This window comes from Pseudomonas helleri, from assembly GCF_009600315.1.
Taxonomy (GTDB): domain Bacteria; phylum Pseudomonadota; class Gammaproteobacteria; order Pseudomonadales; family Pseudomonadaceae; genus Aquipseudomonas; species Aquipseudomonas helleri_A.
On record NZ_WIWC01000052.1, the window covers coordinates 12,317 to 32,011 of the forward strand.

Consider the following 19,695-nt stretch of genomic DNA (forward strand, 5'->3'; position numbering starts at 1 on the left):
AGGTGGGGCAATTCTTCCCGACCAACTGAAACGTTCATGTTTCAGTTCGCCAGCCTACACATAGACTATTGCGTTGTAGTGAAAGTCACAGCGTCAAGGACAAGAATGTACACTTGTTCACTGAAAATTTAAATCAGGCCGGTTCAGGGGCCCATCAGGGTGCCTAAGACTGCCGCACTTTTGTATTTAACGCCAGTAATTAGCCATAAATCACTGGACCCAACGTTGCAGGATCTGTTCAAGATCCGCCCGTTTGAACGGCTTGGCGAGGTAATCGTTCATTCCGGCTTCCAGACAGGCTTCTCTATCTCCCTGTAAAGCGTTGGCGGTCAGAGCGATGATCGGAACAGTGGTGCAGCCCGGTAGTTGGCGGATCTGCCGAGTCGCTTCATAACCGTCTATGATCGGTAGCCGGCAATCCATCAAAATAGCGGCGTAGCGCTCAGTGTTGGCGCGGTGAATGGCCTGTGCGCCATCAGTGACCACACTCACTTCGTAGCCCAGCCCGACCAATACTGCCTCAATGACCGTTTGATTGACCTGATTGTCTTCGACCAGCAGGATGGTGCGGCCTGCCATTTGTCTTGATTGCGCCGTCAAGTCGGGACGGTTGTTTAAAGGTATGGAGTGGTGAAGCTCCAGTGGAATTTCCAGCGTGAACACGGAGCCTTGAGCCTTTTCACTTTTGGCATGCAGAGTGCCACCCATGCGCTCTGCCAGCGTACGAGCGATGGGCAGCCCCAGCCCCGTTCCGCCATAGCGGCGCGAAATGGAACTGTCTGCCTGCTGGAATGCGTTGAACATTGATTCGAGCTTGTCGGTACTGATGCCAATGCCGCTGTCGCGCACCGTGCAGGTAAACCAGATCAACTCATGATCCAGCGGCTGCCAGTGCGGTTCGATGCTGATCTGACCCTGTTCGGTAAACTTCAAGGCATTGCCAATCAGGTTGACCAGAATTTGCCGAATGCGGGTGGGATCGCCCAGAACGTGCAGGTTGTGCAAGCCCTCCGGGATGGTTAACTGCAACTGCAACCCTCGTTGCCCGGCTGTGTGTTGAAACGCCTGAGCACAGTTGCTGACCAGCTCGGCGAGATTAAACGGAATGTTTTCGAGTTCAAGTGCCGAACGCTCAATTCTCGAGAAGTCGAGGATATCGTTGATGACTTTTAACAGGTGTTCGGTCGACTCCGAGGCAAGGGCCGCGTATTCGGCTTGCTCCTCGGTCATTTCAGTGGTTTCCAATAATTGAAGCATGCCAAGAACGCCATTCATTGGCGTGCGTAATTCGTGACTCATCATTGCCAGAAAGTCAGTTTTTGCGCTGTTGGCGCGTTCGGCTTCTTCGCGTGCCTGAATCAATTGCGCAATAGCGGATTGTTGCTCGCGGCTGGCTTTGGCCAAGCCGTCGGCCAAATTGTTGATATGTTGAGCCAGGTTGCCTAACTCGCCATCATCGACTACGGGCAATGGCGTTTTGTATTCCCCTCGCTGGATGGCATTAACTGCATTGCTCATGGCCATGATGGGTCTGGACAGGTTGGAAGCCAGGCGTCGGGCGAGTAAATAGGTAAAGCCAAGCGCAAAAAGCGCCAGAATCACGGCTTTTAGCAAAATTTCCTGCTGGCGCTTGCTGAATGCCTGGTTGGACATGCCTACACGTACTTTGCCCAGGTAATCCTCGTCCGGAGCCGAAGCCTGGCGGTTGCTCAATACAAATGCATTACCGGCGGTGTTTCGTTGCAAACGAACAGGTGCCTGAAAGACTTCTGTGGGCGCGGCTTGATCTTGAGGTGAGGTAGTTTGCTCTGCATGAACCAGCACGTTGTTGTTACGGTCCTGTACCTGCACAAACTGTACATGAGGTGTGTTAAGCGAGGCTTTTACCAAGGTATCCAGCACCTGTGCGTTACCGGTGATGACCCCGTATTCAGTGGCAGGCGCCAACTGGTTGGCTATCAATTGGCCGGTGTGATTCATCTCCTGACGCAAGTCTTGAATACGTACAAAGGTAAAAAAACTGATCAATAGCAATGTCAAAAGAAGTGCTGGCCCGAGGCTCATCATTTGTGTACGGGTGTGTATGTCCCAACGGCGGCGAGCGATCATTAACGCAGCACTCCGTCAGTCTTGCGTATGGCCCCGGATGTATTGCTCATGTGTTCGCTCATCCTTGACTATGAAGTCAGCCAATTTTGTGGGCACGAGGGTTGCCTCACTTTGTTAAGTTGCCGGCAGCATGGTAACTGAGCTGACTCGCTTTTCCAGCCATAACCCTTCATTTTCCGGTATCTGAAACGTTCAAACTCTCGCCTTGCAGGATGTGCTCCGTATAATGCGGCCATTGCCAACGACTAGATAGATGACGGGACGACAGATGACTGAACAGCGCGCTATTGCGGTCTTGGGAGGCGGAAGCTTTGGCACCGCCGTGGCCAACTTGCTGGCAGAAAATGGTCATCGCGTACGCCAATGGATGCGCGATCCCGAGCAAGCCGAGGCGATCCGGCTTAATCGAGAAAACCCACGCTACCTTAAAGGCATCAAAATTCATCCCGGGGTTGAACCGGTTACAGATCTGCAAGTGACACTTGATGACTGTGATCTGTGCTTTGTGGCGTTACCTTCCAGTGCCTTGCGCAATGTGCTGGCCGAGCATGCCGAGCGCTTGAGCGGAAAAATGCTGATCAGTCTGACCAAAGGGATTGAAGCACACAGTTTTAAATTGATGAGTGAAATCCTTGAGGAAATAGCCCCGCAAGCCCGAATCGGGGTTTTGTCCGGGCCTAATCTGGCGCGCGAGGTGGCAGAACATGCCCTGACAGCAACCGTGGTGGCCAGTGCCGATGAGGCGCTGTGCACCCATGTTCAGGCGGCGCTGCATGGCCGTACTTTTCGCGTATACGCCAGTGCTGACCGTTTTGGCGTTGAGTTGGGCGGGGCATTGAAAAACGTCTACGCGATTATGGCCGGCATGGCCGTGGCGCTGGGGATGGGTGAAAACACCAAGAGCATGCTGATTACCCGTGCGCTTGCAGAAATGACCCGCTTTGCGGTCAGCCAAGGGGCCAATCCGATGACCTTCCTGGGACTGGCCGGTGTCGGTGATTTGATCGTGACCTGTTCGTCGCCCAAGAGTCGTAACTATCAGGTGGGTTTTGCCTTGGGGCAGGGCTTGAGCCTTGAAGAAGCCGTCACCCGTCTGGGTGAAGTCGCCGAGGGTGTTAATACGCTCAAAGTACTCAAGGAGAAGGCTCAGGAATTGAATGTGTACATGCCACTGGTTGCCGGCTTGCACGCCGTCCTTTTTGAAGGACGCACACTTGCGCAAGTCATCGAATTACTGATGCGTGCTGAACCCAAGACCGATGTCGACTTTATCTCCCCGAGTGGTTTTAACTAAACGAAGGAGCAGCACATGAATGATTCCAAAAATGCCCCGAAGTACGAGTCCATTGTTTTGCGTGTGCTGTGGATGCTGGTCTTCCTTCTGGTCTGGCAAGTCGCGCAGCTGGTGCTTGGCGGGCTGGTACTGGTGCAACTGATATTCCGTCTGGTCTACGGTGCGCCTAATGGCGGGCTGATGAGCTTTGGTGACAGCCTTAGCCAGTATCTGGCGCAAATAGGCCGCTTTGGCAGCTTTCAAACTGAGCAAAAACCCTGGCCATTCGCTGATTGGCCGACGGCGCGTGCGCCAGAGGGCGAGGCGCCTTATGTGGCCAGCACCGAGAGCAAGCCATGAAACTGTGGGTTTTACGACACGGAGAAGCGGAGCCATACGCCCGGCGTGATGCTGAACGTGCACTGACTGCCCGAGGGCGTGAACAGGTGCGGTGCAGTACAGCTTACCTTGAGGGCAAACCGCTGGATCGCATCTGGGTCAGTCCCTATGTGCGGGCGCAGCAAACCGCCGCGTTGGTGTGTGAAGTGCTGGGGTTTACGGGGGAGTTGAAAACCGTGCCGTGGCTGACGCCAGACAGCGAACCCAGATATGCCGCCAGCCGACTCCCTGATGATGGGCACGTGCTTCTGGTGAGTCATCAGCCTTTCGTGGGCGACTTGATCAGCCTGCTTCAATTCGGCCATTTGCGTCAGCCACAGCCCATGCAAACAGCGAGCCTTGCAGAACTTGAAGGTGAGTGGCCTCTGGCCGGCAGCATGACATTGCTGGGTGTGGTTAATTCCTGACTCTCCTTGCGACAGTGAAGCACTGGCTACAGCTCAGTGCGGTTGCACAAAGGTCGCAGAGTGAAACATAGTTCAGGTGATACAGACCTCAGCAACACTCTCTGACCCAGGAATGCCACATGAGTATATGGACCCGCGTGCCCGATCTGGCACACCTCAACGCGATGCGTAAAAACACCATTTGCGACGTGCTCGATATCACGTTTGATGCGTACGACGATGAATCAATCACGGCAAGCATGGTGGTTGACCATCGCACTCACCAGCCTTTTGGCTTGCTGCATGGTGGTGCTTCCGTGGTTCTGGCTGAAACCCTGGGTTCAATGGCCAGTTACCTGTGCATCGATTCCCAAAAATTTTATTGCGTGGGATTAGAGGTTAACGCCAACCACCTGCGCGGTGTGCGCAGCGGTCGTGTCAGTGCTGTCGCGCGGCCGATCCATATGGGGCGCACAACCCATGTGTGGGACATCCGCCTGACCGATGAGAGCGGTAAACTCAACTGCATATCCCGACTGACCGTAGTGGTAGTGCCATTGGGTGACCCGCCGCCAGTGCGGTGATAATGGTCATGCGGTGGCCGGTGTGGCGTCACTCATGGCGTATCTATAAGTTGTTATAAAGAAATTTCCTACAGACAATAAGGCGTATTCCTACACATGGACGCCTTGTATGTCTCGGCAGATTTTTTTCGCCCACGCCAACGGTTTTCCATCGGCCACCTACGGTAAGTTATTCGCTGCCCTCGCACCGGACTTTGCGGTCACTCATCTACCGTTGCACGGGCATGATCCACGTTTTCCGGTAGACAACAATTGGCACAATCTGGTGGATGAGCTGATTTTTCATCTGCAACAGCAAGACGGCCCCGTCTTGGGTGTAGGTCATTCCCTAGGCGGGATGCTGCACCTGCACGCGGCGTTGCGCTGTCCGCATCTGTACAAAGGTGTGGTCATGCTGGATTCACCGGTTCTGACCTTGATGGATCAGTGGGTGATTCGCGCCGCCAAACGATTTGGTTTTATCGACAGATTGACCCCTGCCGGACGAACGGTAGGGCGTCGTGAGGAGTTTTCTGATCATGCGGCGGCCAGGGACTACTTGGCCAGCAAGTCGCTGTTTCGTAGTTTCGACCCCGATTGTTTTGAGGCTTATTTGGCGCATGGCCTGCATCCGGTCGAAGATCGATTGCGTTTGCGCTTTGACCCTGCAACAGAAATCAACATCTACCGGGGTGTTCCTCACACCAGCCCCGGCAGTGCGCGCTCCCTGCAAGTGCCCTTGACTGTGGTATCCGGTCGAGACAGTCGTGTGGTTATGCGACATCATGCCAAAGCCGTAGCGCGCATGCCCAACGGCGAGTCAATGAGTGTGCCGGGCGGACATATGTTCCCGCTGGAACAGCCCCATGAAACGGCGGCCTTGCTTAAAGACATTTTTGCCCGCTGGACGCTTCGTCACTCTGGACATTAAAGAGCCTATTGCATGAGTTTTGTGGTTGAAGAAATCCGCTTGAGCCTGCCGCATATCGAGCTTGCTGCGCATATTTTCGGCCCGGAAGACGGCTTGCCCGTAATAGCCCTGCACGGCTGGTTGGACAACGCCAACAGCTTTGCGCGGTTGGCCCCCAAGCTTCAGGGGCTGCGTATCGTCGCACTGGACTTTGCCGGGCATGGCCATTCGGATCACCGGCCGTGCGGAGCAGGCTATGCACTAGCGGACTACGCCTTTGATGTGTTGCGCGTGGCAGAGCAGTTGGGCTGGAAGCGCTTTGCTCTATTGGGGCACTCTTTGGGCGCGATTGTTTCAGTGGTCATTGCTGGCGCATTTCCCGAGCGCATCACGCACTTGGCGCTGATTGACGGCATTTTGCTGCGAAGCGGCCCCGCAGAGGATGCAGCCCGGCAAATGGGCAAAGCCCTGCAAGCTCAACTTGACCTCCAAAATAAGCACAAATCAGTGCACCCAACACTGGAGCGGGCGATTGATGCGCGAATGAAAGGCATGGTCGCGGTCAGTCGAGAAGCGGCAGAGCTTTTAGCCCTGCGTGGGCTGATGCCCGTCCCCGGCGGCTATAGCTGGCGCAGCGACAGTCGCCTGACTTTGCCGTCACCTGTGCGCCTGACTGACGAGCAGGCCATGTCGTTTGTTCAGCGAGTGGCGTGCCCGACTAAATTGGTCGTGGCTGAGCAGGGTATGCTGATTGATCATCCCGAGTTGCTGGAGCGTCTACCCTTCACTCTTGAACGGTTGGCCGGGGGGCATCATTTGCACCTGAATGACGAGGCGGGCGCCATCCTTGTTGCAGACTGTTTCAATCGGTTCTTCGCTGCTCCTTGACTTGCGGCAACCAACTGCCGAGGCTTGGCGGGTTGAAATGGGAGACAACCATGATAGATCTCTACACCGCTGCGACCTCGAAAGGCCATCCGGTCTCTATCGCATGGATGCACAATGACACGTCACCGCTGCGTGGCATGCGCCGATGAAGCATTCTGCCCGTCTTATTCTGGCGTTGGGTTTGGCTTGTTCAAGTCCTCTGCTGTGGGCCGCCGATGTTCCCGGCAGCCTTGATTTGCCGGGTGTTCCGCGCCTGGCCGACGCACAAATCGTCGATTACACCGTTCGCCCTGATGTTGAGCGCATTTACCCGCTCGGCTCAATTCGCAAGATCAGTGGTCGATTGCGCTTTGAAGCACAGCTCAATACCCGCGGTCAGACCACCGCAGTGACTTACGAATTGCCTGCTGAACACAGTGCAACCGAAGCGTTCACCGCTGCCCGGCAAGCCCTGCAAGCACAAGGCGCCGAATTGCTGTTTTGGTGCCAGGCGCGTGATTGTGGTGAAAGCAGCCTGTGGGCAAATGAGGTGTTCGGTAACTCAAAACTGACGGGTTCAGATGAGCAACAGACCTATTTGTTGCTGCGTCGGGCGGCCCCCGAGCAAAACCAGCTGGTTGCCTTGTATGGCATCGACCGGGGCAACCGCAAAGCCTACTTGCATGTTGAACAAATGCAGGCGAACACCGACCTCGGTCAGTTGCTGCCCACTTCGGCCACCTTGCAACGTCAGTTGAAAAGCACGGGCGAGCTGGACTTTCCTAAACTCACAGGTGAGCCGGATGCACAGTGGCTGACCCTGATTTCACGCGCATTGAACCTTGATACCACCGCCCGAGTCAGCTTGACCGGCAGCCAAGCCTCAGCATGGCGCGATGCGCTGATCGGTAAAGGAGTACGGGCCACTCGTATGGAGCTGGGCAACAGTCAGGCCAAAGGTTTGCATATCGAGTTGCTGCGCTAGTCATGCAGTTACGACGGCTACGTTTGGCGTAGCCGTCGTCTCTTATTCACGTTGTATTTTCTGCGGAACACACATGCTCAATAACGATCGCCTGCTGGTGCAGATTCTGCTTCTGGTGTTGTTTGGTGCCAGTCTGTGGGTGATGGCACCTTTTTGGTCGGCTTTGTTCTGGGGCGCGGTGCTGGCGTTTGCCAGTTGGCCGTTAATGCGCTTGCTGACACGTGCCCTCGGGGGCCGTGAGTCAATGGCGGCGGGAATCCTGACGCTGGGCTGGATGCTACTGGTTGCCGGGCCGCTGGTGTGGCTGGGGTTCAACTTGGCTGACCATGTGCGCGACGCCACCACCTTTGCCAAAGACGTTCAGCTCGAAGGTTTTCCTGAGGCGCCGACATGGCTGGCAGGGATTCCCTTGATCGGCGATCGTCTGGTGAGCATGTGGGACACCATTGACGAGCAGGGCGCAGCCTTGTTGGTGTCCATCAAACCTTATCTGGGGCAGGTGGGTAATTGGTTGTTAGCACGCAGTGCGCAAATTGGTGGCGGCATTCTGGAGCTGACGCTCAGTATTGTTTTTGTCTTTTTCTTCTACCGTGACGGCCCACGTCTGGCCGCCTTTGTTCACGGACTGCTGGAGCGATTGATCGGCGAGCGTGCAGATTACTATCAGGAGTTGGTGGCAGGTACGGTCCAGCGTGTCGTCAATGGTGTCATCGGTACGGCCGCTGCTCAGGCCTTGCTGGCGCTGATCGGTTTTTTGATTGCTGGTGTGCCGGGTGCTCTGGTGCTTGGGCTGGCCACATTTTTGCTAAGCCTGATTCCCATGGGACCGCCGCTGATCTGGATTCCGGCCACAGCTTGGCTGGTCTGGAAAGGCAACTATGGAATGGCGATCTTCCTGGGCATTTGGGGCACGCTGATCATTAGCGGTGTCGACAACGTACTCAAGCCTTACCTGATCAGTCGAGGTGGCAACTTGCCCTTGGTCATCGTCTTGCTGGGAGTCTTCGGAGGCTTGATTGCGTTTGGCTTTATCGGCCTGTTTATCGGCCCCACCTTACTGGCCATCGCCTATAGCCTGCTGGTGGACTGGAGCGCCAGCCAGCAGAACAAAGATAAGGTTTAAATTAGCCGAATTTGGGCCCGGAGCGGGTGTTGTTGCCCTTGGCCAAGCGGTCGTAGAGCACCACATTGACCGTGGCTGCGAGATTCATGCAGCCATTGGTCGGGATATAAATAACGTCTTCGCACCAGTCCAGCACGTCTTTGCCCAGCGAGCCGTCTTCGGGACCGAAAATATAGATCGCGCGATCCGGGTGAGTGTACTCAGGCAGGGAGCGCGCACCTTCAACCATCTCGACCGCGACCGGGATGCAACCCAGAGGAATGATTTTTTTGAGGTCATCAATGCCGATGAGTGGAATATCCTGATGGACTTTCTTGGTATCGGTGATGAAATCGCGGGCGCGTTCATAGCGCTTGCCGGTGTAAAACACCGACGCCACGTTATAGCAACCAGCGGCGCGCATCACCGAACCGACGTTTTCCGGTGATTTGGGGTTATATAAACCAATGCAGCTGTACCGTTTGTTTGCCACGTGCCGTTGCCCTTCAGAAAAAAGACGGGAGTATAACGGCACAGCGCCAACAGACGTCTCGCTTCAGATCAAATACGCCCACAAAACCTATTGAAAGTGACGGATCATGCGGCCCTTATCCGTTTTTTTGCCGTGCGCATAAGGCGTATGCCCAGCATAAGCGTAGCGCAGGTGAGGCCAACAATCAAACCTTGCCAAAGACCACTTGGGCCATTAGCTTGGCCAAGCCAGTCAGTCAATCCCAACGCGTAGCCTACCGGCAAGCCAATGCCCCAGTAGGCAAACAGTGTCAGGATCATGGTCACGCGGGTGTCCTGATAACCGCGTAGCGCGCCGGCAGCGGTGACTTGAATGACATCGGAAAACTGATACAGCGCCGCAAACATCAACAACATGCTCGCCACTTCAATCACCCTAGGGTCGGCGGTATACACCGTCGCAATGTGCCCGCGTAACAGCACAATCAGGCTCGCAGAAATACACGCCCATACCAGCGCCGTTCCCATTCCCGCACCGGCCACAAAGCGCGCCTCTCTGGGCTGTCCGCGGCCCAATGCCTGGCCTACACGCACAGTGATCGCCATGCCCAGCGAATAGGGAATCATAAACACCAGTGAGCTGAAGTTCAGAGCAATCTGATGGCCCGCTACAACGGTAGCGCCCAAGCTGCCGATGAGCAGCGCAATCACGGCAAAAATGCTGGATTCGGCAAAAACCGCGATACCGATGGGCAGGCCGACACTGAGCAACCGCTTGATAATTGCCCATTGTGGCCATTCAAAGCGGCTGTAAACCTGGCTTGACTGATAAATCGTTCCGCGATAAGTCCACACCACCATGCCCAGTGCCATAAACCACATGACAATGGCTGTCGCCCATCCGCAGCCCACGCCACCCATGGCCGGTACGCGAAAGTGGCCATAAATGAAGATGTAGTTGAGAGGGATATTCAGGGCTAGCGCGCAGAGGCCGAGTACCATGCTGGGCCGGGTTTTGCCCAGGCCATCGCTGAAGTTACGCAACACGCAATACAGGCCTACGGCAGGCATACCGCTGGCAATGCCGTGCAAGTAGCCCATGCATGGCTCAATCAAGTCAGGCGCGACGTTCATCACATGCAGCAGCGGCTCTGCGCCGATCAACAAAAACGCTGCACATAGTCCGGTCATCAGCGCCAGCCAGAGGGCCTGGCGTACGATGGGGCCAATATCATCGTGCGTGTCAGCGCCGAATCGCTGAGCGACTTTGGGCGTAGTCGCGAGCAAGATGCCTGACATCAACAGAAACACTGGCACCCAGATTGAGTTGCCCAGTGCCACGGCAGCCAGATCGCGAGGCCCGACACGCCCTGCCATGACGGCATCGACAAAACCCATTGCGGTGGTGGCGACCTGGGAGACGATGATTGGCAACGCCAGCGCCAACAGCGCGCGCACCTCGGTAATAACCCGGGCCACCCGGCTGGCGCCCTTGGAAGGCAGGTTGTGTGTTGCAGAGTTCACAAGCGAATATCCAAAGTATTAGCGCACAAAGCCGAGAATTGTACGCTTGCCTCCAAGGCCCGCAAACCTTGAGTTTCAGTTGTGCTTTCACTCGCGTTTAAGGTGCAAGTCCATAGCGCAGACGGGCCTTGGATTTAGGATTGGTGATGCGCGCAATGATGGCGCATTGGGGGCACCAGTGGTTGCTGCGGATTGTCGCCAGTGCAGCTCTCCAGAAGTGGCCTCGGTGGCAGACCCATTCCATTGGCGTCGAATTATTGGTGTATACGGTTGACATGCATTGGCCGCCCCTTTTTATGGCATCGGCTTGCGCCGTTTCAAGGGTCAGGCGCTTTTTATCGTTGGCGCAAAGAGGGCACCAGCCTCCACGTACGACTCGCTTGCCCAACGCTTGCCACTCATGACCTTGTTTGCAACGAAATCCATAACGCACACCCACTCCCCGGTACGTCCCTTGACTCAGGCATTCGCCACCGTGGCTGGCGGCGATTGCTTGCAGTCGTTCGAGGCCATTGGGCATCAGGTATTGTTCGCTCCTATGCAGCCAGGAGCACCGTTTGCACCAGCTGCCGCGCAATACCTCATGACCTTGAGCGTTCCACTCATGGCCCTTGGCGCAACGGAAAGGGTAAAAGTGAGCACTGTTTTCATACACGTGGGCCAAACATTCGCCACCACGCGCAGCTGCGGCCTGGCGGATCTTTTCCATTCCCCCTTCCAGACGCAGGCGATGGCTGTGGACACGACGCATGCACAAGGGGCAGGCAGGAGATTTGGCAACATGGCGCCCCCTGCGTTGCCACAGGTGCCCACAGCTGCACTTGAACGAATACAGTGCTTGCTCGCCCTCCCAGCAAGTTGCCAGGCACGTAGCCCCCACTGAATGTGCGGCCCTGTGTATAGCCTGCAAGCGCACCTCTGCGGCGCACTGTTTGCAACCCGTAACATTAGCCCGCAGCAGGGCGGATGGGGCAGTAAAAATCACATGGCCGTGCTCGCAATTAAAACAATGCGCCACATGCCAGCCGCGCCAGGTGGTTTCAGGGCTGGAATAACCCAAACGGTCAACCACCGCGCGCAGGCGTTTGGAATGGTCTAACACAGCATGCAATACAGTTGTGTGGTTCATGATTTTTTTTGTTTTATTGACGTACGATTAATTCACACGGCAGGGAAGTCGACTCCACGTGTGAGCGGGGTAGGCGCATACAAGGGCCGTGTAATCAGGAGCTATTACAGGCTGGAAGCAGGCTTTATTCGGAAGAAGTCATACAAACTGAATACACAGATGTTTATTGCAAATGAAAGGACAAACAAAAAAGCAAACAGACGGGCCATGGCCTTGTAAAGAGAGGCGAAGGACACGCCAAAAATAATGATGGTTATGTTGTGGAAGTAAAACTCCACGGTGTAGACACTGGCAAATATACAGCCCAGTAAAAAAGAACAACCCAATGTCGAACCCCAGTTGTTTTTCAGGGAGATAAAATATTTTCGGTCATGGCGAAGTATAAGCACCGGGATAAGGATCGTGCAGGCTGCGATTAAAACAGTGTCACTGATCATGCCTGACGGGGTGTAATAATTGGCCGCGATCACCAATGCCGTGTAAGTGATCACGAATAGCGTCTTGGTTGGCATCAGTGTCCATCTCTCTTATTAGTAGGAGGGCGCAGGTGGAAGTTGTCGTATGGTTAATGGGGCATTAATTCTTGTTTTAGTGTCTTGCCTGACGCGAGGGTGAACTGACTCGTGTCAGAATAATGAGTCGCGAAAGGTAACAATCTTGATTACATTCTGGCTGTAGGATTCATCCCGTTAATTCAAGGCTAATAACGGTAGTTGCGTAGGATTTATCCTTTCCCATGCGAAATCTCTGAGTCACAGCCTACTGGCTCATGACGTACAACAACGCCTACACTGCTTCTCCGCGAAAGGAGCCTGCCATGTTGATTGTTGCTGACGAAAATATTCCGCTGATCGAAGCGTTCTTTGCCGGTTTCGGTGAAATACGCCGCTTACCTGGGCGCCAGATAACCCGCGCCGATGTGCATGATGCGGACGTGCTGCTGGTGCGTTCGGTGACGAAAGTCGATCGTGAGTTGCTGGAAGGCAGCGCGGTAAGTTTTGTTGGAACCTGCACCATCGGCACTGATCACCTGGCGCTGGATTATTTTGATCAGGCAGGTATTCAGTGGGCCAGTGCTCCCGGTTGTAATGCCCGTGGTGTGGTAGACTACGTGCTCGGCAGCCTCCTGACATTGGCCGAAATCGAGGGCGTCGACCTGGTGCAGCGTACCTATGGCGTGGTGGGTGCGGGTGAGGTCGGCGGGCGTTTGGTCGAAGTGCTACGCGCATTGGGCTTTAAGGTGCTGGTCTGTGATCCGCCGCGCCAAGCAGCGGAAGGCGGCGATTTTGTGAGTCTGGAGCACATCATCGAGCACTGTGATGTACTCAGCCTGCATACCCCATTAACTAAAACCGCCAGTGATGCAACTTGGCATCTATTGGATGTTGAACGTTTGAATCAGCTCAAGCCCGGTGCCTGGCTAATTAACGCCAGCCGCGGCGCTGTCGTGGATAACAGCGCATTGCGTGATGTGCTGATCCGTCGCGATGACCTTCAAGCCGTTCTGGATGTCTGGGAGGGCGAGCCTGGGGTCGATGTCGATCTGGCGGATCTGTGCGTACTGGCAACCCCACACATTGCTGGCTATAGCCTTGATGGCAAGCAACGCGGCACGGCGCAGGTGTATAAGGCGCTGTGTGATTTTCTCGCTCAACCCGCAGAGCTTCAGCTTGACGACTTGCTGCCCGCGCCGTGGTTGGCGAGCGTTCACTTGAGTGCCGACAGCGACCCGGCTTGGGCGTTGGCCATGCTGTGTCGTGGTGTCTACGACCCGCGTCGCGACGATGCGGACTTTCGCCGCAGTCTGGTGGGCAGCGCCGAGGAACAAAAAATGGCCTTTGACGCTTTGCGCAAAAAATACCCGGTACGTCGGGAGATCGAGGGGTTGAGGGTGCACGTCGAGGGTGAATCAGTGGCGTTGAGGCAGTTGGTCAAAGCGCTGGGGGCTGTGCTGGTGTGAGGTCAAACGAACGCTGTAACGGCAGTCACTGGCAGTGTGAGGGCCGTTACAGCGTTAGATGGAATCAGTCGTTACCAAAAGGTTTGAGCAGGCGCTTGTCCAGTTCGTGGCAGGCGTCCTGAATCATCTTTTCCGTGATCAGAATTTCTTTTCCCTGTTCATCAATCATCGCGCACCCCAGTGACTGCTGTGGTTGGGTTCGAATCACTGGAATCGCCTGAGCATTGTGTTGCAAATCCATGGCCTGTCTCCTCATCAGGGTGTAGCGCTAATGTAGTTCCGTTTAGTGACCAAGTTGTGACACAACCTGGCGGCGAACTCAGTCCAACAGAAATATCCTGAAACTTCCACCCCCACTTTAGAACATTAAGGCCTAGGCTTGGTTGTCATGGGTCATATTCAAAGCGAGTGAGAAATATTCCCCGATTCAGGCCCTTTATCTTAGGCTTTTCACGCAGGTTCACCTTCTGGATGCCCCGAATGTTTTCATCTCGTCAACGCCGTGCCATTCGTCTGGCCGCACATTTTGTATCGCCATACCGTTGGCATGCGGTGGGTGCCTTGTTAGCGCTGATCGTCACGGCGGGCATCACCCTGTCTATGGGGCAGGGCATCAAGCTGATGGTGGATAAGGGTTTCATGACCCAGTCACCGCACTTGCTGAATCAGTCCATCGGCTTTTTTCTGTTGCTGGTGCTGGGGCTTTCGGTGGGTACGTTTGTGCGCTTCTATCTGGTGTCATGGATAGGTGAGCGGGTGGTTGCTGATATTCGGCGGCAGGTGTTTAACCACCTGATCGACCTGCATCCAGGGTTTTACGAAAACAACCGCAGTTCCGAAATTCAGTCCCGGCTGACCACAGACACCACACTGCTGCAGTCGGTGATTGGCTCGTCCCTGTCCCTGTTTTTGCGCAACAGTTTGATGGTGATTGGCGGCGTGGTGCTGCTGTTTATTACCAACCCCAAGCTCACCAGCATTGTGGTGGTGGCGCTGCCGCTGGTACTGGCCCCCATTCTTATTTTCGGTCGACGGGTACGCAACCTCTCGCGCCAAAGTCAGGACCGTATTGCTGACGTTGGCAGCTACGTAGCCGAAGCCTTGGGCCAGATTAAAACGGTGCAAGCCTACAATCATCAGCAGCAGGATCAGCAGCGGTTTGCCACCACTGTAGAAAGCGCGTTTGCTACCGCGCGCAAGCGAATCGTGCAGCGGGCGTGGTTGATCACCCTGGTGATCTCGCTGGTGCTGGGTGCAGTCGGGGTGATGCTCTGGGTGGGCGGCATGGATGTCATTGCCGGGCGTATTACCGGCGGTGAGCTGGCGGCGTTCGTGTTCTACAGCCTGGTGGTGGGCAGCGCGTTTGGCACCCTGAGCGAAGTGATTGGCGAATTGCAGCAGGCGGCTGGTGCGGCTCAACGAATTGATGAATTGCTGCAATCGAAAAGCCTGATTGAGCCTCCCGCCCAGGGTGTGCAGGTTTTACCCGCGCGCGTACAGGGCAACCTGCACCTTGAAGCGCTGTATTTTGCTTACCCTTCGCGCCCTGAGAACTACGCGATCCAAGGACTGAGCCTGACGATCAAAGCGGGTGATACCCTAGCGCTGGTCGGGCCTTCCGGAGCCGGTAAATCCACCCTGTTTGATTTGCTGCTGCGTTTCTATGACCCGCAGCGGGGCCAGATCCTTCTCGAAGGCGTGCCCATCGACCGACTGGACCCGCAAGACCTGCGACGCTGTTTTGCCTGGGTGTCGCAAAACCCGGCGTTATTTTTTGGCACTGTCGAAGACAACATTCGTTATGGTAATGCTCACGCCAGCGCCGCTCAGGTTGAAGCAGCGGCGCGTATCGCTCATGCCCATGACTTTATTTTGCAAATGCCTGAAGGCTATCAAACCCATTTGGGCGATGGTGGTCAGGGCTTGTCCGGCGGTCAGCGTCAACGGTTGGCGATAGCCCGGGCGCTGTTGGTGGATGCGCCAATATTGTTGCTGGACGAAGCCACCAGTGCGCTGGATGCCCAGAGCGAACATTTAATCCAGCAAGCCTTGCCCAGCTTGATGAAAGGTCGCACAACGCTGGTAATTGCCCACCGTCTGGCGACGGTTCAGAACGCTGACAGGATCGCGGTCATGGACCAAGGCAAGCTGGTTGCCATTGGCACGCACACGCAACTGATTGCCAGTAATGCGCTGTATGCGCGGTTAGCGGCGTTGCAATTTAATGGCGGGGTGGCGGAGAACGCATAAGCAGCTGCCATGACGGTCTTGCAGATACCCTAATAACCTGTAGCCGCTGACGAGGAACGAAGGCTGCGATCGGCGGCAGAGCCGTCGCAAAACTGGCACGCCGCGGTGCCCTCGTTTGCGACCGCTTCGCGCTCGATCGCAGCCTTCGGCAGCGACTACATTGCAGCGGTGTCAGTTGCACACCACAGTAAAACCGTTTCCATCTGACTCTTTGGGCGGAAGCGTCCGACATACAGATGTTTATTTGCCTTATCTAATAACTCCCCAGTCAAAACTGACGAAGGAGCAGGCCATGTCTCTCCTTTGCCTTCTGAGGAGACACGGATGCCGCCCACTTCCCCTTTGCCACGGATTACCTTGTCCGTGCCGGGTTTACCCCATGAGCTGAATGTCCTGAAGTTCGATGGCCATGAAGCCATCAGTCAACCCTACCGCTTTGTCATTGATGTGGTGAGCCGTCAGCACGATCTGACCCCTGAATCTTTCTTGCATCAGCCCGCCTTTTTGGCCTTTGACGACCAGAAGAACGGCATCTTCGGACACATCCAACAGTTTGCCGTCCGTGACTCCAGCGCCGACCTCAGCCATTACCAATTAATCCTTGCGCCTCGGCTGCAAAGCTTGTCGTTGCGGGTCAACCAGCGCATTTTCCAGAACCTGAGTGTTGAGCAGATCATCAGCCAGGTGCTCAAGGAACATCACCTTCAGTTGACCCTGGACGTCCTGTTCGAACTCGGCCCCCCCGGTTACGCACCCCGAGAATACTGCACCCAGTACAACGAAGATGACCTGCATTTCATTCGTCGCTTATGCGAAGAAGAGGGCTGGCATTTTCACTTCAGGCATTGCCCCACCGGCTGTGTGCTGGTATTTGGCGACACGCAGATGAACTTTGGCAAGCTGGCGCGGCCCCTGCCGTTCGTGCCCGCCAACGGCATGGCAGGCCATCAGCCTTCGATCAAGCGCTGGTGGGAACGTCAGCAAATCCACACTCGCCGCACCACCCAGCGCGATTACGATTTTGAGCGGCCTCATGTCACGCTGGAATCAGACTTTTTCAGTGGCCAGCCAGGCACCGTTGATGGCCACGCGCACCTTGAGGATTACACCTATGCGGCGCACGCCTTGCCTGAGCGACAGCTTCAGCGCCAGGTGCAGCGTACGCTGGAGCGCCTGCAGGTGGGGGCGCGTGTCGTCGATGGCAGCAGCGATGAGCCGTGTTTGCTGTCAGGGCATGTGCTGAGCCTTGAAGGCCATCGACGTTACAGCCCCAAGGAGCTGTGGCTGCTGACTCACATTCATCACGAAGGCTATCAGCCGCAAGTGTTGCAGGAGCAGGCTGGCAGTGACTTGGCCTGGGCAAGCGCGGACTTTCAAGGCTATCGCAATACCTTCGAAGCCATGCCCGCAGAGGTGGCCTTCCGCCCGCAGCTTGAGCATCCCAAGACCCTGGTGGCGACTGGCCAGACCGCAGTGGTCACCGGCCCGCCCGGAGAAGAGATCCATTGCGATGAGTTTGGCCGGGTAAAAGTGCGCTTCCATTGGGACCGCAGCGGCATCGACACCGACCAAAGCAGTTGCTGGTTGCGCACCGTCAGCAACTGGGCGGGCAACCAATATGGCAGCCAGACCCTGCCGCGGGTCGGCATGGAAGTGATGATTTTATTCCTTGAGGGTGATTGCGACCGGCCGGTTCTAAATGGCGCGCTGCATAACAAAACCCACACCGTGCCTTACGAGTTGCCGACGCATAAAACCCGAAGTGTGTTCAAAACCCTCAGCTCGCCGGGGGGCGGTGGCTCCAATGAACTGCGCATCGAAGACCGCAAAGGCGCGGAACACATTTATGTGCACGCCGAACGCGACCTGCTGGCGCAGGTCAAGCATGACCACCGCCTCGAAGTCGGCCACGAGCAGCGCAGCCAGATCCATGGCAACTGCTACAGCCAGCTCAACGCTGAAGAACATCACCACGTCACGGGCGAGCGCAAGGTGCAACTGTTGAGCAACGACCACCTCACCGTTGCCGGCAACAGCTTTAACAGCACCGGGCAGGTATTTGCGGTCATGGCCGGTCAGAAAGTGCATTTGCATGCAGGCGCCGAGGTGGTGATCGACGCGGGTGCCAGCCTGACCCTGAAAGCGGGAGGGCAGCACATAGTGATTTCCGATGACGGGATCTTCAGCAGCGCCTTGATCCTGCCCGGCGGCTCTGCGGTCACGGGTGCGGCCCCGGTGCCAGCCTTGCCGGGGCTGGCGGGGGAGACGCCCCAAGCCACCGCTGCCCGATTGCTCGAATGGATGGAAACGCAGGGGGTGGGCATCAGTGACGCCCCGCAGCCGCCTCAAACCCCGTCGCCCGTGTGCAAAGACTGCCTGCAGCGCGCCAGTGAGCAGGTGCAGGCCGTCGTTGCTCGTTAACTGGAGCGTTCAGGTGGCACACGCGTGGTGCCGGCAAAGCGCATGAATGGGGTCCGTGAATCAAGGAGTTTTTATGTATCTGGATGCAAGCGAGTGGTCTGAACACTTGCGAAAGAAAGCGCAGCGGCTGGAGCTGGCACATCTGGACGTGCTGATCGACGGGACACTGTTCAGTGAGTCACAGCGTGAATCGCTCGCCGCCCTTGAACCCCAGCCGTTGCAGGCCTTGTTGTTTGAGCGGACCCCTGAGCATGCCAGCAGAGCGCTGGGCCCACTGCTGGTACGTCTGCAACTGGGCATTGAAACCCATACCCAGTGGTTGAATACCTTCACTCAACGGTCCTACAAAAAAGCCGGTCCGCTGAACCTGTTGAGTCGCTGGGCGTTCCCTGAACTGGCCTCACACTTGCGCGACTGTACGCAGGCGCAATGGAGCAGAGGAACCTGCACCGGCATTTTGCGTTACTACGATTCACGGCTGTTTGCCATCGTCGGCTTCATGCTTGATCCCCCTCAACGCCCCTATTTTCATGCCCCGGTAATTGAGTGGTTATGGCTAAGCCGCGATGGCCGAGTTCGCACAGTAGTGGGTAATCCTTCCTTACCCGGCGTTATACCGACGTCGGTGCTGAGCCTCAGTGATGAGCAGATGGGCTATATGCAAGCCTGGACCTTGGCCGAGCAGTGGCACCTAGAGCACAGAGCATCGGATCGTCATGGTTTTACCGCGTTCGAAGACTGGCTGAATGTGCTGTTCGAGGGCCATCTGGCAGTTCGGCGCGAGTGCGTGCAGGACGCTGACAGAGAGGCGTTTGTTCAACAGTGGCTGGCCACCCACACCCCCAGAAACATGCTTGATGATGGGCGTTCGTCATGAAGCGCTGTCGATCAATTGCGGTTTTGCTCTGCCTGTTGCTGCAAGGTTGTGTCGAGTCGCGGCCGACGATGTTGGGGGCGCCCATTTCAGGGATTAACCACACTTCGGCGGCCATCAACCAATTCAGCGTTAACGGCGGCGGTGGCCCGAACCTCGGCCCCTATGGCGGTGGTCCGGGTAGCCAGATGTGCTGTGCGATGTTGCCGGTGCAATGGCGTGAAGGGCTGGCCGTGGTGGTGGAGTGGGAGAAGGATCCTTCGCCTTACGATTACGCCACTTTGTCAGAGCCTCTGTTTTCAGATGCTTGGCGTGCACGAATGAAGGAAATGCGTAAGAAAAACACCCGCCACCGTGCTGTCGTTGAAGTTGCGCCCTACGAAAAGCTGGGTGTCGTTGATGTGCATTTTCTGCCCTGTGACCAAGTGGTGGTGTCGGCGGTAGCGCATCTGCCCGGCATGCCCGGTTATCC

The 19,695-nt window shown here is 56.1% G+C and carries 19 protein-coding genes; 13 read left to right on the forward strand and 6 right to left on the reverse strand.

The window, feature by feature from the left end; translation table 11 throughout:
• Positions 1 to 210: 210 nt before the first annotated feature.
• Entirely contained in the window at positions 211 to 2,109 is a 1,899-nt protein-coding gene (locus tag GHN86_RS21190) for an ATP-binding protein (RefSeq protein WP_153382101.1), read from the reverse strand.
• A 268-nt stretch (positions 2,110 to 2,377) separates the two neighbouring features.
• On the opposite strand from GHN86_RS21190, the gene GHN86_RS21195 reads away from it, so the two are divergent.
• The 8 genes from GHN86_RS21195 (at position 2,378) to GHN86_RS21230 (ending at position 8,615) form a co-directional block, all read left to right on the forward strand.
• Entirely contained in the window at positions 2,378 to 3,403 is a 1,026-nt protein-coding gene (locus tag GHN86_RS21195) for an NAD(P)H-dependent glycerol-3-phosphate dehydrogenase (protein ID WP_153382103.1), read from the forward strand.
• Between the two features lie 15 nt (positions 3,404 to 3,418).
• Positions 3,419 to 3,742: a DUF4389 domain-containing protein gene (locus GHN86_RS21200; protein ID WP_153382105.1), complete on the forward strand. Its 324-nt coding sequence runs from the start codon at positions 3,419 to 3,421 to the stop codon at positions 3,740 to 3,742.
• Positions 3,739 to 4,188, forward strand: coding sequence for a phosphohistidine phosphatase SixA (sixA, locus tag GHN86_RS21205; RefSeq protein ID WP_153382106.1), 450 nt, complete (start codon positions 3,739 to 3,741; stop codon positions 4,186 to 4,188). The genes GHN86_RS21200 and sixA overlap by 4 nt, the downstream gene beginning before the upstream one ends.
• A 119-nt stretch (positions 4,189 to 4,307) precedes the next feature.
• A complete protein-coding gene (locus GHN86_RS21210) occupies positions 4,308 to 4,751 on the forward strand; it encodes a hotdog fold thioesterase (RefSeq protein ID WP_153382108.1) in 444 nt (147 codons plus the stop codon).
• A 109-nt stretch (positions 4,752 to 4,860) separates the two neighbouring features.
• On the forward strand, positions 4,861 to 5,661 hold the full coding sequence (locus GHN86_RS21215) for an alpha/beta fold hydrolase (RefSeq protein WP_153387253.1): 801 nt from the start codon (positions 4,861 to 4,863) through the stop codon (positions 5,659 to 5,661).
• Positions 5,662 to 5,673: 12 nt separating this feature from the next.
• A complete protein-coding gene (locus tag GHN86_RS21220; RefSeq protein ID WP_153382112.1) occupies positions 5,674 to 6,528 on the forward strand; it encodes an alpha/beta hydrolase in 855 nt (284 codons plus the stop codon).
• A gap of 145 nt (positions 6,529 to 6,673) precedes the next feature.
• The gene (locus GHN86_RS21225; RefSeq protein WP_153382114.1) at positions 6,674 to 7,492 is read left to right on the forward strand and encodes a DUF4892 domain-containing protein; all 819 of its coding nucleotides are present in this window, start codon (positions 6,674 to 6,676) and stop codon (positions 7,490 to 7,492) included.
• A 73-nt stretch (positions 7,493 to 7,565) separates the two neighbouring features.
• Positions 7,566 to 8,615: an AI-2E family transporter gene (locus tag GHN86_RS21230; protein ID WP_153382116.1), complete on the forward strand. Its 1,050-nt coding sequence runs from the start codon at positions 7,566 to 7,568 to the stop codon at positions 8,613 to 8,615.
• A 1-nt stretch (position 8,616) separates the two neighbouring features.
• Here GHN86_RS21230 and GHN86_RS21235 read toward each other — a convergent pair whose 3' ends face one another.
• The 4 genes from GHN86_RS21235 to GHN86_RS21250 form a co-directional block, all read right to left on the reverse strand.
• Positions 8,617 to 9,087 carry an RNA methyltransferase gene (locus tag GHN86_RS21235; protein ID WP_323369529.1) on the reverse strand — a complete coding sequence of 157 codons (471 nt, stop codon included), beginning with the start codon at positions 9,085 to 9,087 and terminating at the stop codon, positions 8,617 to 8,619.
• Between the two features lie 104 nt (positions 9,088 to 9,191).
• Positions 9,192 to 10,589, reverse strand: a complete 1,398-nt coding sequence (locus tag GHN86_RS21240) for an MATE family efflux transporter (protein WP_323370002.1) — start codon at positions 10,587 to 10,589, stop codon at positions 9,192 to 9,194.
• Between the two features lie 97 nt (positions 10,590 to 10,686).
• Positions 10,687 to 11,298: a hypothetical protein gene (locus tag GHN86_RS21245; protein WP_153382118.1), complete on the reverse strand. Its 612-nt coding sequence runs from the start codon at positions 11,296 to 11,298 to the stop codon at positions 10,687 to 10,689.
• A gap of 524 nt (positions 11,299 to 11,822) precedes the next feature.
• Complete coding sequence (locus tag GHN86_RS21250) at positions 11,823 to 12,230, reverse strand: hypothetical protein (protein ID WP_153382120.1); 408 nt, start codon at positions 12,228 to 12,230, stop codon at positions 11,823 to 11,825.
• A gap of 305 nt (positions 12,231 to 12,535) precedes the next feature.
• Here GHN86_RS21250 and pdxB point away from each other — a divergent pair, with 305 nt between their 5' ends.
• Positions 12,536 to 13,678 (forward strand): 4-phosphoerythronate dehydrogenase PdxB, encoded by a 1,143-nt coding sequence (gene pdxB / locus GHN86_RS21255; protein WP_153382122.1) that lies wholly within the window; start codon positions 12,536 to 12,538, stop codon positions 13,676 to 13,678.
• A 64-nt stretch (positions 13,679 to 13,742) separates the two neighbouring features.
• Here pdxB and GHN86_RS23475 read toward each other — a convergent pair whose 3' ends face one another.
• On the reverse strand, positions 13,743 to 13,919 hold the full coding sequence (locus GHN86_RS23475) for a PA1571 family protein (protein WP_194286281.1): 177 nt from the start codon (positions 13,917 to 13,919) through the stop codon (positions 13,743 to 13,745).
• Between the two features lie 230 nt (positions 13,920 to 14,149).
• On the opposite strand from GHN86_RS23475, the gene GHN86_RS21260 reads away from it, so the two are divergent.
• The 4 genes from GHN86_RS21260 to GHN86_RS21275 form a co-directional block, all read left to right on the forward strand.
• A complete protein-coding gene (locus tag GHN86_RS21260; protein ID WP_194286282.1) occupies positions 14,150 to 15,928 on the forward strand; it encodes an ABC transporter transmembrane domain-containing protein in 1,779 nt (592 codons plus the stop codon).
• Between the two features lie 324 nt (positions 15,929 to 16,252).
• Positions 16,253 to 18,349, forward strand: coding sequence for a type VI secretion system tip protein TssI/VgrG (tssI, locus tag GHN86_RS21265; RefSeq protein ID WP_153387255.1), 2,097 nt, complete (start codon positions 16,253 to 16,255; stop codon positions 18,347 to 18,349).
• Positions 18,350 to 18,422: 73 nt separating this feature from the next.
• Complete coding sequence (locus GHN86_RS21270) at positions 18,423 to 19,226, forward strand: DUF4123 domain-containing protein (protein WP_194286283.1); 804 nt, start codon at positions 18,423 to 18,425, stop codon at positions 19,224 to 19,226.
• The coding region (locus tag GHN86_RS21275) for a DUF3304 domain-containing protein (protein WP_153382130.1) at positions 19,223 to 19,695 on the forward strand (473 nt) is incomplete at its 3' end. The genes GHN86_RS21270 and GHN86_RS21275, both read left to right, overlap by 4 nt.